We start from the raw sequence: 12,762 nt of genomic DNA, 5'->3' as shown, positions 1-12,762 counted from the left end.
GAAAATAACGCCTTTACCAGAAAAAATGTTCCGGAAAAGACAAACACTCTTTTCCGAACACATCAAGGCGGGTAAATTCAATCACATGTTTGCTGGCAAGACAAACCCAGGTCTGTTGATTATTCACATAATGGTTATTTTTCTTTTGGAACACATCCGGTGTATAGGCGGCAATATTTTTTGCGCTTGCCTTAGTTCTTGCCGAATAAAAAATAAACGCTTCAATGCCTTCCTGGCGCATGGCAGCTCCTAACGGCTGGCTAACCTCGTAAGTTTTTTTGTTGGAAATGTTTTCTTGATAGTCCATAAACGGCTTAAGCGTCAAATCAATGCCTTTCTTGGTATGCAAACATGCTTTAAAAGCCGTCATTGGGATTTCAATGTAGCCTAAATCACCTGCTGTGCTGTTTAAAAACTGCAGTCGATAATAAGCCACTTCGGCAAACGCAGTTTCTAATTCCAGAGAGCCGTACCAAAGTGAGGGTTCAAAGACATGGCTAAAACGTGAACCATATTTCAAGGGCGGATAACGAAAAGGCGTGAAAATCAAGTAATGCTTGTCTTTTTTAATGTCGGGTTTGGATTCTTCTAATAATTCTTCTAAAAGATCATGTTCCTCACGAGTATCAACCAAATCCCGAGAACTCAATAAGTGTTGTGCCTCAACCACTCGCCATGGTTCGGCACGAATGGTTTTTATATATTGCCGGCCTTCACAGTCTTCCCATAGACTCATAATTTCCCACGCATGGCATCCAGATAATAAACGACGTCTACCAACCCGGAGATCGTTTTCATTTGATCAATAGGTTTCCTGCCAAAATAATCATTTTGACTGTTTAACCATTGTTTCGCTTTATCATGATTATTTCCTACAAGTGAATTTAAACTGCGATAAATTCTTAATAAGAGTAAAGCCATTTCTCCTTCTTTGGTGTATGGTGAAATACATTTCTTACCCTGATGTAACCGCGTGGCACCTGCCGGGCTGATGCCAATCAAATCACTTAAATCCTTGCCAGTTAAATCATAAAAATGAGTCAGATTAACAATGGCCTTGGTCAGTACCAGCTCTTTTTCATGAAACTTATTTAAGGATGTTTTCATAAACCCTCCCTATTTCATATGAAATTATAGTATTAATTTGTTTCATATGCAATTTTCCTGACAAGGAGAAAATAATTCTACTTAGAACTTAATAATGGCAACTCATCCTTATCTTCTGCGAAATACTGTTCAACCATGCGATCATTTACCTCGGCCAGTGTTTGCGGCTGCCAGTGCGGTGATTTATCTTTATCTACTAACAAGGCGCGCACGCCCTCATAAAAATCCTCACCTCGCATAAAATGCCTAACCAGGCGATAATCCATCTTGATGCAATCAGCCATCGTCATGCCCATCGCTTTTTTTAATTGTGCATAAGTAACCTTAAGACTCAAGGGCGATTTTTGCTTTAAGACTGCCAGCGTCTCACGATGCCAATCCGTTTCTCCCTGTCCAAGTGCTTCTAGAATCGCCTCGACGTTTTCCTGGTCAAAGACAGAATTAACCAACGATTCTGATTCCAGGAGTGGTGCAGAAGAGACTGGTGCGGCAAAGCGCTGCAAACAAGCATTAACCGTCTCGTGAGGAGCGGTTGACAAATCTGCATCAAGAAGATGATTGAACGCGGCCTCCCATAGCTCAGAAGAAATCACCTGTTTGATCAAACCAAGTTTATGTGCCTCAAAAGCATTCAAACGATTGCCCGTCAATCCCAAATACCTGCCAAATTGCCCGGGACAACGAGATAGCAAGTGACTCGCACCAATATCCGGAAAAAATCCAATGGCTGTTTCCGGCATGGCAAAAACAAACTGTTCAGACGCAATCGGGTGAGAACCATGCAAAGAAATACCGACACCTCCCCCCATGGTGATGCCATTCATGAAAGCAATATAAGGTTTATTGAAATGGTGAATAAAGTGGTTTAAGCGATATTCATGGTAGAAAAACTGCATTTGCTGAGGATCACGCTGACGCCCGCGTTCGTATAACCAACGCACATCACCGCCAGCACAAAATGCTTTACCAGGAGCGGCACACACCACCACGGCATGAATCCCCTTATCTTCTTGCCAAGCCAATAATTGCTCTTGTAGTGCAAGAATCATAGGCAACGTTAGCGCATTTAATGCTGGGCTACGATTTAAGGTAATGATCCCAATATGTTTTTCCCGAGTAAATAACACCTCATCGACCATGATAAACTCCTAAACGCATTAACGGGCTTTAAAGGCAGGTTTACGCTTTTCCAGAAAAGCACGAACACCTTCCGTTTTATCTTCACTCGCACACACGTTAGCAAAATGCACCGCTTCTAAATGCAACGCATCCGGCAACGATAAATCATACCCGCGATCAATCACTTCCATCACCCCCGCAATCGCTAATGGAGCCATCGATAAAATGCCCTTTAAAAGACGCCTACCTTCTTCTATTAATTGCTCGGAGTTCACCACATCATTGACCAATCCCCAGTTTAATGCGGTTTGTGCATCAATAAATCGACCAGTGAGACACAGATCAAGTGCTCTTCCTTTCCCCACCAAACGTGCAAGTCTTTGTGTGCCGCCATACCCAGGAATGACACCGAGCTTCACCTCGGGCTGACCAAACTGGGCTTCTCTTGCCGCAATGCGCAATGTTGCCGCCATCGCCAATTCACATCCTCCACCAAAAGCATACCCATTTACTGCCGCTAGAGAAGGCTTACCCAACGTTTCCAGCTGTCGAAAAACATCTTGACCAAAACATGCAAATTGATACCCGCTTTGGGCATCACACTCCGCAAGACGGTTAATATCGGCACCTGCGCAAAAAGCCTTGCCCGCACCAGTTAACAATATAGCCTTGACTTTCTTATTGTCCTTTGCTGAGGCAAACAGCTCAGATAGCGTATGGAGAACATCCGTACTCATGGCATTTAATTTATCAGGCCGATTCAGAGTCAGGGTAAAAATGCCATTATCATCCAAATTTTGTTCAATTAAACTCATACTTTGCTCCCTAATCGATTAAATAGTCCTCATCCAATGTCGCTTTTGCAATGATCTCCCGCATAATCTCGTTCGTACCTTCCAAGATCTGATGAACCCGCAAATCTCTGAAGATACGCTCAATTTGGTAATCACGTAAGTAACCATAACCACCATGAAGTTGCATCGCTTTATCACTGATTTTAAACGCAACGTCGGTCGCCAAGCGCTTTGCCATTGCACAATTTATGGGTGCTTTTGCATCCTCTTTATCAAGGGAGTCTGCTGCCCGATAAACCATTAAACGCGCTGCTTCAAAATCCGTGAGCATGTCTGCGAAATAAAACCGCAATGCCTGCATCGCTGCCAATGATTTGCCAAACTGTTTCCGTTCTTTCATATACGCCTGGGTCAGCCGTAAACAAGCCAGCGCACCACCTAATGAACACGCAGCAATATTGACCCGACCGCCATTTAAAGCATTTAAAGCAATTTTAAAACCCATCCCTTCTTTCCCTACCCGATTGGTCATGGGAACGCGGCAGTTTTCGAAATAAACCATTGAGGTAGGCTGGCTGCGCCATCCCATCTTCTTTTCCAACTTACCAAAACTTAACCCCGGCCTGTCTTTTTCAATTAATATACAGCTGATGCCTTGATAAGAATCATCTCCCGTTCTTACCATACATAGATAAACATCACTTTCACTGCCGCCAGAAATAAACGCCTTGCAACCATTGATGACATAATCTTCACCGGCACGCACCGCACGGGTTTTTAAAGAAGCGGCATCCGAACCAGATTCAGGCTCGGTCAAACAATAGCTGGCCAATACGTCCATGGAAGTCAGCTTCGGTCCCCACTTTGCCCGAAGCGTCTCATCTGCATACCGATCCACCAGAGAAGCAACCATATTATGAATAGAAAGATAGGCACTGGTACTAATGCAACCGGCCGCAAGTTGTTCAAAAATAAGCGCCGCATCCAAACGACTTAACTGAGCGCCACCTAAGTCTTCACGTACGACCATGCCAGCCATACCAAGTTGTGCAGCTTCTCGCAAAACATCAATGGGAAAGTAACTGTCCTCATCCCAACGGTCTGCATGGGGAAAAAGCTTATTGCGTGCAAATTCAGCCGCCATATCACGAAAGGCAAGATGTTCTTCGCCAAGTTGAAATTGCATAATCCATACTCCTCTAATTCACTGTCCATGCTGAAAAATGTTATTATTGCCAATTTTTATCGCCCATGAAAGAAAAAAAAAGAATAATGATATGGAAATTCTAGAGCGATCTCAGTCTAAAGCCTCTCAGATTTTGAAAGATTACTATGGTTTCGATGCGTTTCGTCCACCACAAGAGCAAATCATACAAGACTTAACAGCCGGCCTGGATTTATTAGTGCTCATGCCCACAGGCGGGGGAAAATCCTTATGTTATCAAATCCCCGCTCTATTACGTCCGGGCACTGGTATTGTGGTTTCACCGCTCATTGCACTTATGGAAGACCAAGTTGCTTCGTTAAAATTACAAGGTGTGCGTGCAGCTTACTATAATTCTTCTTTAAACAGCATGGAGGCAAGAACAGTACTTACTCAGCTGCACAGACAAGAACTGGATTTACTTTATATTGCACCAGAACGCCTACTGGGCCAGGCGTTTCTAGAACGTCTGCAAGAGTGTCCCATTGCTCTTTTTGCAATTGATGAAGCCCACTGTATATCCCAATGGGGACATGATTTTCGGCCGGAATATGCCGCTTTAGGTGTGCTTAAATCACAATTTCCCCAAGTTCCTGTTATCGCACTCACAGCCACGGCAGATAAGCAGACTCGCCAAGATATCGTTCATCGATTAAACTATCAGCCAAAAGAATATATTGCCTCGTTTAATCGCCCCAACATTCATTATCGTGTTCTGATTAAAGACAACCCCCTCAAACAATTAAATCATTTCCTACAAACAAAAACTCAGCAATCTGGCATTATCTACTGTGGAACACGGGCAAACGTTGAACGACTTGCCAGCAAACTTCAGGAACAAGGCCATCGTACTCGAGCATATCATGCAGGTCTTTCACATCAAGAACGACGTGAAGTACACTCTTTATTTCGTTATGATCGCATTGATATTGTGGTTGCTACTATTGCTTTTGGAATGGGAATTGATAAATCCAATGTACGTTTTGTTGTGCATTATGATTTACCTAAAACCATTGAAAGCTATTATCAGGAAACCGGCAGAGCGGGACGTGACGGCTTAGCAGCACAAGCCTTATTATTGTATGACCCTGCTGATAGTGCGCGTTTACGTGGCCTCATTGCAACGAGCCCTAATGAAGCTCAGCAACAAGTTGAATACAACAAACTGAATCATATGTTAGCCTTTGCCGAAGCCGCTTATTGCCGCAGGCAAATTTTGCTGCGTTATTTTGATGAGTCTTATGAAGTTGCGTGCAAACAATGCGACGTATGTGATCATCCACCGGAAACAATCGACGCCACTGTTGACGCCCAAAAATTTTTATCCTGCATTTATCGGCTGCGTCAGAATTACGGGGTAACTTACCTGATTGATGTTTTACGTGGCAGCGCGTCTGAGAAAATTAAGCAGTCAGGCCATCATCGGTTATCAACATTTGCCATAGGTCAGGATAAACCACTATTTTATTGGAAACATTTAGCTTGGCAATTAATTCACCGCGGCTATTGTTTTCAAGACATGGAACATCATAATGTTCTGCGTTTAACAGAAAAAGCCATACCGATATTGCGCGGAGAAAGTAAAGTAGAATTAACCATTTTATCGCAGAAACTGGAAAAAAATCACAAGAAAAAAGAATACCGCACGCCTACACTAGGCAAGAATCCGCTGTTTGAGGTTTTGCGTGTTTTGCGACGAAAACTGGCAGATGAAGAAAACAAACCGCCCTTTATGATATTCAGCGACGCCACCTTGCATGAGATGGCGCAACGCAAACCGAAAACACTCGAAGAGCTGCTTACCGTTTCGGGAGTCGGACAGCACAAGCTAAGCCTCTATGGCTTGCAATTTTTAAGTGCTATAGAAGACACCATCCCTGATAACGTAACTTAATGAGCATGGCAACCGATTTTCAATCGTACTTGATAATATTTGCTTTTATTGCCCTCAATAAACCCACGGGTTTCCAGCACTTCATACCAATCTAACTTACCATGCGATTTTGCAGCCTGCGAAATCGCATTGTTGATGGCTTCTTCAATGCCGTCCGTTGACGTCCCTACCAATTCTATAACCTGATATACTTTTTCTACCATGTTTTTCTCCTTAAACTCCTTAAATAACCCGGTTACCGCTATGCGTTAACCAGGCTACAATTATTGCGACATGCTCTGCTGAGCTTTGGCAATCGCTTTACGTATCGCATTCGCATCGTCTGACTCCAGCGGCACTATATCCAATAAACGCTGCCAGTAATCGATGGCGAGTTGATAATCATGGCTCATGAAAGCGTCCATGGCAAGCATTGCCAATGCATCAGGCTGATTTGCATTATTGTCCAATACGGATTTAAATAAGCCGCGAGTAGTGTCATCAAATTGGCGGTGCTTGATTTGCCAGCGACTTTGTGCATAATTAATTGTTATTTGATCATCTTCTGGCATTAACCGATGAGCCTTGGTAAAAGCCTCATAAGCAAGTTGCCATTCACCTTGACTCGCATACAACCTGCCTAACAAATACCATCCGCGTGCACTATCAGGTTTTTTAGTTAATTGTGCTTGTAGCTTATTAATTAATTCCTGTGGTCCTTGAAGGGATTTCATCATCTGCTGGACTTGGTGTTGCCTTGCTTCCCTATGAGAATATTCTTGCCAACCAGACCATCCACCCCACCGCCAATAAGCTGCAGCAACCATCATCATCAGGATCGGAGCCAGCACCAACAAGGGTAGTCTGTGCTTACGCAAAGGATACAACGCCATCCCTAACGCAATGATTAATAAACCAATAAAAATAATAGATAACCACCATTCATTCATCACGGTGCCGTTTCATACAAGTACGCCAAAAAATCCACATCCCTAATACCATAAACAAGAGGGGTCCAAACCAAAGAAACGCAGTAACGGATTTGACCGGCGGTTTAAATAAAATAAAATCGCCATAACGTGCAGTCAAATAATTTGTAATGTCACCATCCGTTTTCCCTTCTTTTACCAAATGATACACCTCTGCACGCAAATCTTTAGCCAATTCGGCATTTGAATCGGCCAAATCCTGATTTTGACAGACAAGGCAACGCAATTCTTTTAAAAGATGATTGAATTGCGCCTCTTGCCGTGGAGTAGGCAAAGGGTATAAAGAACTGGCAAATAACATGCCCACCATGCCGTTTAGCAATAATCCCATCAAAATTTTAAGGCCTATGCGCATCCCATTGACTCTCATGCCGCTGCCTCCAGGGCGTTTATACGTGGCAAAAATTCCTGTTCCCATACCCTGGCATTCAGTGGACCGGCGTGACGATAACGAATCACACCGCCAGAATCGATCAAAAATGTTTCTGGTGCGCCGTAAACACCCAAATTAATAGCGACTTTTCCATCAAGATCACTGCCAATCTTCTTATAGGGATTTCCCCATTCTGATAGCCATTGGGCAGCATCTTTCGGGTTGTCTTTATAATTTAACCCATATAAGGGAACTCCTTCACGAGCCAGGCGCAGTAAGAAAACTTGTTCTTCGCTGCAAGCAGAACACCAACTTGCCCATACATTCAATAGAACGACTTTGCCTTGTAAAGATTCAGGGGTAAATGGCTTATGATGGCCATCCAGACTGGGTAATTGAAAGTATGGCACAGCTTTGCCAATTTGAGCGGAAGGCAAATCTTGCGGGTCAAGCGACAAGCCACGCCAAAAAAAACACACCAACAAGATAAAAACTAATAAAGGAAACAGTGGCCAATACAATTTCATGCATTTGCCTCCTGTAAGACATCACGCTTTTGACGCTGACTGTAATATCGACGATCAGACAAGGCTAACAAACCACCTGCCAGGATTAAAAATCCCCCACCCCATATCCAGCGGACAAAGGGCTTGTAATACAAACGCACTGACCAAGCCTGCTCACCTAATGGTTCGCCTAAGGCAACATACAAGTCACGAAATGGCGTTACATCAATCGCCGATTCCGTCATAGGCATATTTCCCACCTCATAAACACGCTTTTCAGGATAAATTATGGCCTCGCGATGATTACTTATGATGCTAAAACGTGCTCTTGTACCACGATAGTTAGGACCAACTAATGATGCTTCTTCATCAAACTGAATGCGGTAGCCAGCAAGCATCGTACTTTCCCCTGGTGCTAGTTTGACATCATCTTGCAAACCATATCCGGAAGATACAGCAATCCCTATGACCGTTGCCGCAACCCCGCAATGGGCAATGATCATCCCCCAAAATGCCTGAGTCAACTGACCCATTCCGCGTGCTTTGATTTTAACAACCAATAATTTTAACGTACTTAAAATAATCCAAGACGCCAAAACGAGGCCAAGCCATACGGAAACGTGGATGGTTTTTGTTAAGCCAAATAAAAGAAGGAAAGGCAAAAGCAAACTAAGCAAGGCAATGCTTCGCAGTCGAAACAGCAGACTCCCAAGCCGGTCCCGCTGCCAGCGTAAATGCACACCGATGCCCATCAACAACAATAACGGTATCATTAAAGGGACAAAGACCGCATTAAAATAAGGCGCTCCCACGGATAATTTGCCTAAGCCCAAACCGTCAATCAGCAATGGGTACACCGTCCCCATTAATACCGTTAACATGGTCACTGCAAGAAAAACATTGTTCAATAACAAGGCGCTTTCACGAGACACTGGATTTGGTTTCAGGGGATTTTGCAATGCTTGAGCACGCACTGCAAATAACAATAACGAACCGCCAATAACCAATAACAAAAAGAATAAAATATAAAGGCCGCGTTGAGGGTCAACCGCAAACGCATGAACGGACGTTAAAACACCCGAACGAACAAGAAACGTTCCTACCAAACTTAAGGAAAAAGCACTAATAGACAATAACAACGTCCATGCTTTAAATTGCTGACGTTGTTCGCTGACTGCCAATGAATGTAACAACGCCGTCCCGACCAACCAGGGCATAAACGAGGCATTTTCAACGGGATCCCAAAACCACCAACCACCCCATCCCAATTCGCGATAAGCCCACCAGCTCCCTAGCGTAATACCTGCCGTTAAACAACACCAAGCCGCCAAAGTCCAGGGCCTAGTCCATTTAGCCCATGACGCTTCGATTCGCCCGGCCCATAAGGCCGCGATGGCAAAAGCAAATGCCACCGAAAAACCAACATAGCCCATATACAACATGGGCGGATGAAATAAAAAACCAGGATCTTGCAATAATGGATTTAAATCCCGTCCTTGACTGTTTAATAACTGAAACTGGCGGGCAAAAGGATTAGAGGTCATCAATAGGAACAAAATAAAGCCAATACTCAGCCAACCCAGAACCGATAAGACACGGGCACGCATGGCCAAATCCAGCGGTGAGCTTAAAAACGCAACCGCAAGCATCCACACACTGAGAATGGAGACCCATAAAAGCATGGATCCTTCATGTCCGCCCCACACGGCACAAAGTTTATAAAACCAAGGCAGCTTAAGACTTGAGTTGGTGAGCACATACAACACCGTAAAATCATTATGAAGAAAACAAATCGTCAAGCACCCATATGCCAGAGCAACAAAAGCAAACTGCCCGCAAGCATATAGCGGTGCTGAGGCCTGCCAGTTTGCATTATTCCGCCAGACACCCAACGCCGGGATCACTGCAAGAAATACAGCAAACAATAACGCCAATACCAAACAAAACAACCCAATTTCAGCAACCATAGTGTCTAAACATCTCCTCAGGGTCTGGCATCATAAATCTCTGTGTGAAGGTTCCCATTGAATCGAATGTTCATTACCCCCGCCTCATCAAGGTTGCGGCCCCTTTCCACTGTTTGCTAATGCTTCTTTTACTTCTGGTGGCATATAATTTTCATCATGTTTTGCCAACACTTCCTTGGCTTGAAAACGGCCATTTGCAGTCAACTGCCCCTGCACCACAACCCCCTGCCCTTCACGAAACAAATCCGGCAAAATACCACGATAAACAACGTCTACAGTATGCTGAAAATCCGTTATTTTAAATTGTACTGACAAATCGTTGGACTTTCTGATGACACTGCCTTTAACCACCATACCACCAACACGCACTGGATGATTAAAAGGAGTCTCGCCTTGTGCAATCTGGCTAGGCGTATAAAATAAACTGATGTTTTGGCGTAATGCATAAAGAACCAATGCGGTAGCAAGCGATAAAATAGAAACCACTAATAATACCATCAATAACTTATGTTTTCTGGCAGGTTTCATACTCACTATCGTTTAAACCATTGTTGCAATTTTTTTCGAGTGCGCGTGCGCTGCCACTTGATACCAAGTAAATTCATCACCAGAACAACACAAACTAATCCATAGGCAGGCCAAATGTAGATGGAATAACCACCCATGGCCAACCACTCGAAAAACTGATTCATTGATCCTCTCCTTCAATCAAAGCCCTGACCCAACTTTGTCGACGTTCACGCAGTAACAATTCGTTACGGGCTTTCATTAAAATCACCCAAAAACAATAAAACGAAAGCCCTATTAACATCAACAATAATGGATAGAGCATACTCGCATGAATTTTAGGTTTGGCAAATATTGATAGAGTGGCGCCCTGATGAAGCGTGTTCCACCAATACACGGAATAATGGATCACTGGTAAATCGACAAGTCCCACCAAAGTCAAAATGGCAACCACACGATCACCTTGTTCTTTATTTTGAAATGCACTGCCAGTAGCAAGGATCGCACCATATAAAAATAACAAAATTAACTCAGAAGTCAGACGCGCATCCCATATCCACCAGGTACCCCACATCGGCTTTCCCCAAATGCTGCCGGTCACCAGCGCCAAGAAGGCCATGCAAGCGCCAATCTGCGCACACATGGATAACATAAGGCCAGCCATTTTGATACGCCAAACCAGCAGCAATAAAGCTAAAAAACCCATCCATGCATATAATGCCATTGATAGAAAGGCGCTAGGAACATGCACATAAATAATACGGAACGCATCCCCTTGTTGGTAATCTGATGGCGCAAAAACCAGCCCCCAAACAACGCCAGAAATCAGAAAGAATAAGGTACTTATAGCCAGCCACGGCATCCATTGGCCGGATAACTGATAAAATTGTTTGGGTGATGCTAATTGATAAAACAGTTTCCACATAGGAAATATTTGCAACAGAAAAAAGATAAGAATTCTAACATGCCTTTGGAGAGATGTCTGCAACTCCTGATTTTTACCAGAGTTAATCTGCCATGCTAATACGCATCATGGCAGCAATTGCAACCGGTAAGAGACACGCCGCAACCAAAGACATCGCCAACAATAACGCCAGATATCCCCTCACCGCCATCCCTTGCATTGCTACAGTCACCGCACCACTACCAAAGATCATGACAGGAACCGTCAATGGTAACAAAATTAAAGCCATGAAGATCCCTTTTTGCTTTAATCCACCACTAAATACAGCCGCCAACGCACAAAGAAATAAAAGCGCAGGCGACCCACAAATCAAGCTTCCAATCAAAATCATTGTTTCATGTCCATTCAGTGCGAAAATAACCGCAAAAACTGGGCAAATAACAACCAATGGCAGCAAATTAAATAGCCAGTGCATTAAAATTTTAGCAAGCACCATTAAGCTCACTGGATAACCGGATACCAACCATTGTTCAATCACTCCATCTTCGTAATCTTGTTGGAACAATCGCTCAGCAGACATGATCAAAGCAAGTAATAAAGCAATCCAAATAAGGCCTGGGGCAATCATGCGCAGCAACATATGATCAGCAGGCATAGTCAACGGGAAAAAAATTAAGACCATTAAAAAAAAGAGACTGGCATTGATAACAAAACGCAACTGTCTGGTCAGCAGCAAAGTTTCTCGCCATAATTGCCGCTTAAAAAGTGCGCCCAAGCTTATCACAAAGAATACTCCTGATAATGTTCCCGGCTTAATGCCAAAGGTTGATGTGATGTCATAACAATTTGGCCATTTTGCGCCAAATGCTCTTCAAGACAACCCATCAACACATTCATGCCTTCTTTATCAAGCCCAACAAGTGGCTCATCCAACAACCACAATAAAGCATCTGACAACAACAAGCGTGCCAAACCAACACGACGACGTTGTCCCATGGATAACAAATGACAAGGAACCTGTTCCAAGCCATTCAAAGCCAATCGTTTCATAATATTATCTAGCTGAGTCGAATGTCGCGTGGAAGGTAAGCCAAAAGAACAATTTTCTTCCACCGTCAGCAAAAGGCTGATGCCTATCTTATGGCCAATGTAGCAAAGATTTTGTTGATAAGTAGCAAGATCATCATCAATCGGACAACCATTGTAATGAATCTGACCACCATCCGGACGGAATAAACCTGCCAGCAATTTCAATAAAGTCGTTTTACCAGAACCATTTACCCCACGTAAATGTAAAAGATTTCCAGCACTCAAAGTGAGACAAACCTTCTTTAAAACAGGCTTGTCCGGATAATCATAATCCAAATCGACGACATTGAGCATAGCATTAAGCGATAGATTTAAAGAAGGCAGACTATA

The 12,762-nt window shown here is 43.6% G+C and carries 16 protein-coding genes; 1 reads left to right on the top strand and 15 read right to left on the bottom strand.

Going from position 1 to position 12,762, the window contains the following annotated elements:
• Positions 1 to 13: 13 nt before the first annotated feature.
• The 5 genes from E1O52_RS02825 to E1O52_RS02805 all read right to left on the bottom strand — a co-directional run bounded on the left by E1O52_RS02825 (position 14) and on the right by E1O52_RS02805 (position 4,206).
• A complete protein-coding gene (locus E1O52_RS02825) occupies positions 14 to 736 on the bottom strand; it encodes an RES family NAD+ phosphorylase (protein WP_133127184.1) in 723 nt (240 codons plus the stop codon).
• Complete coding sequence (locus tag E1O52_RS02820; protein WP_133127183.1) at positions 733 to 1,107, bottom strand: antitoxin Xre/MbcA/ParS toxin-binding domain-containing protein; 375 nt, start codon at positions 1,105 to 1,107, stop codon at positions 733 to 735. Before E1O52_RS02820 ends, E1O52_RS02825 begins: the two co-directional genes overlap by 4 nt.
• A 77-nt stretch (positions 1,108 to 1,184) precedes the next feature.
• Entirely contained in the window at positions 1,185 to 2,246 is a 1,062-nt protein-coding gene (locus E1O52_RS02815) for an enoyl-CoA hydratase/isomerase family protein (RefSeq protein ID WP_133127182.1), read from the bottom strand.
• A gap of 18 nt (positions 2,247 to 2,264) precedes the next feature.
• The gene (locus E1O52_RS02810) at positions 2,265 to 3,041 is read right to left on the bottom strand and encodes an enoyl-CoA hydratase/isomerase family protein (RefSeq protein ID WP_133127181.1); all 777 of its coding nucleotides are present in this window, start codon (positions 3,039 to 3,041) and stop codon (positions 2,265 to 2,267) included.
• 10 nt (positions 3,042 to 3,051) lie between these two features.
• On the bottom strand, positions 3,052 to 4,206 hold the full coding sequence (locus tag E1O52_RS02805; RefSeq protein WP_133127180.1) for an acyl-CoA dehydrogenase family protein: 1,155 nt from the start codon (positions 4,204 to 4,206) through the stop codon (positions 3,052 to 3,054).
• Positions 4,207 to 4,297: 91 nt separating this feature from the next.
• On the opposite strand from E1O52_RS02805, the gene recQ reads away from it, so the two are divergent.
• On the top strand, positions 4,298 to 6,118 hold the full coding sequence (gene recQ / locus E1O52_RS02800; RefSeq protein ID WP_133127179.1) for a DNA helicase RecQ: 1,821 nt from the start codon (positions 4,298 to 4,300) through the stop codon (positions 6,116 to 6,118).
• Here the strand turns inward: recQ and E1O52_RS02795 are convergent.
• The 10 genes from E1O52_RS02795 to ccmA all read right to left on the bottom strand — a co-directional run bounded on the left by E1O52_RS02795 (position 6,115) and on the right by ccmA (position 12,726).
• Positions 6,115 to 6,321: a dodecin gene (locus E1O52_RS02795; RefSeq protein ID WP_133127178.1), complete on the bottom strand. Its 207-nt coding sequence runs from the start codon at positions 6,319 to 6,321 to the stop codon at positions 6,115 to 6,117. The genes recQ and E1O52_RS02795 overlap by 4 nt on opposite strands.
• 60 nt (positions 6,322 to 6,381) lie before the next feature.
• Positions 6,382 to 7,047 carry a tetratricopeptide repeat protein gene (locus tag E1O52_RS02790; RefSeq protein WP_133127177.1) on the bottom strand — a complete coding sequence of 222 codons (666 nt, stop codon included), beginning with the start codon at positions 7,045 to 7,047 and terminating at the stop codon, positions 6,382 to 6,384.
• Positions 7,040 to 7,417 carry a cytochrome c-type biogenesis protein gene (locus E1O52_RS02785; RefSeq protein ID WP_242602136.1) on the bottom strand — a complete coding sequence of 126 codons (378 nt, stop codon included), beginning with the start codon at positions 7,415 to 7,417 and terminating at the stop codon, positions 7,040 to 7,042. Before E1O52_RS02785 ends, E1O52_RS02790 begins: the two co-directional genes overlap by 8 nt.
• Before the next feature lie 35 nt (positions 7,418 to 7,452).
• Entirely contained in the window at positions 7,453 to 7,986 is a 534-nt protein-coding gene (locus tag E1O52_RS02780; protein WP_133127176.1) for a DsbE family thiol:disulfide interchange protein, read from the bottom strand.
• Positions 7,983 to 9,932, bottom strand: a complete 1,950-nt coding sequence (locus E1O52_RS02775) for a heme lyase CcmF/NrfE family subunit (protein WP_133127175.1) — start codon at positions 9,930 to 9,932, stop codon at positions 7,983 to 7,985. The genes E1O52_RS02780 and E1O52_RS02775 overlap by 4 nt, the downstream gene beginning before the upstream one ends.
• Positions 9,933 to 10,019: 87 nt before the next feature.
• Positions 10,020 to 10,460 carry a cytochrome c maturation protein CcmE gene (gene ccmE, locus E1O52_RS02770; RefSeq protein WP_133127174.1) on the bottom strand — a complete coding sequence of 147 codons (441 nt, stop codon included), beginning with the start codon at positions 10,458 to 10,460 and terminating at the stop codon, positions 10,020 to 10,022.
• A gap of 5 nt (positions 10,461 to 10,465) precedes the next feature.
• Positions 10,466 to 10,624 (bottom strand): heme exporter protein CcmD, encoded by a 159-nt coding sequence (ccmD, locus tag E1O52_RS02765; RefSeq protein WP_165474686.1) that lies wholly within the window; start codon positions 10,622 to 10,624, stop codon positions 10,466 to 10,468.
• On the bottom strand, positions 10,621 to 11,364 hold the full coding sequence (gene ccmC / locus E1O52_RS02760) for a heme ABC transporter permease CcmC (protein ID WP_207384159.1): 744 nt from the start codon (positions 11,362 to 11,364) through the stop codon (positions 10,621 to 10,623). Before ccmC ends, ccmD begins: the two co-directional genes overlap by 4 nt.
• An 82-nt stretch (positions 11,365 to 11,446) precedes the next feature.
• Positions 11,447 to 12,127, bottom strand: a complete 681-nt coding sequence (gene ccmB / locus E1O52_RS02755) for a heme exporter protein CcmB (RefSeq protein ID WP_133127173.1) — start codon at positions 12,125 to 12,127, stop codon at positions 11,447 to 11,449.
• Positions 12,124 to 12,726 (bottom strand): cytochrome c biogenesis heme-transporting ATPase CcmA, encoded by a 603-nt coding sequence (ccmA, locus tag E1O52_RS02750; protein ID WP_133127172.1) that lies wholly within the window; start codon positions 12,724 to 12,726, stop codon positions 12,124 to 12,126. The genes ccmB and ccmA overlap by 4 nt, the downstream gene beginning before the upstream one ends.
• Positions 12,727 to 12,762: the final 36 nt, after the last annotated feature.

The organism is Legionella nagasakiensis, from assembly GCF_900639915.1.
Classification (GTDB): Bacteria; Pseudomonadota; Gammaproteobacteria; order Legionellales; family Legionellaceae; genus Legionella_A; species Legionella_A nagasakiensis.
This window is presented reverse-complemented; position numbering and strand designations above follow the sequence as displayed.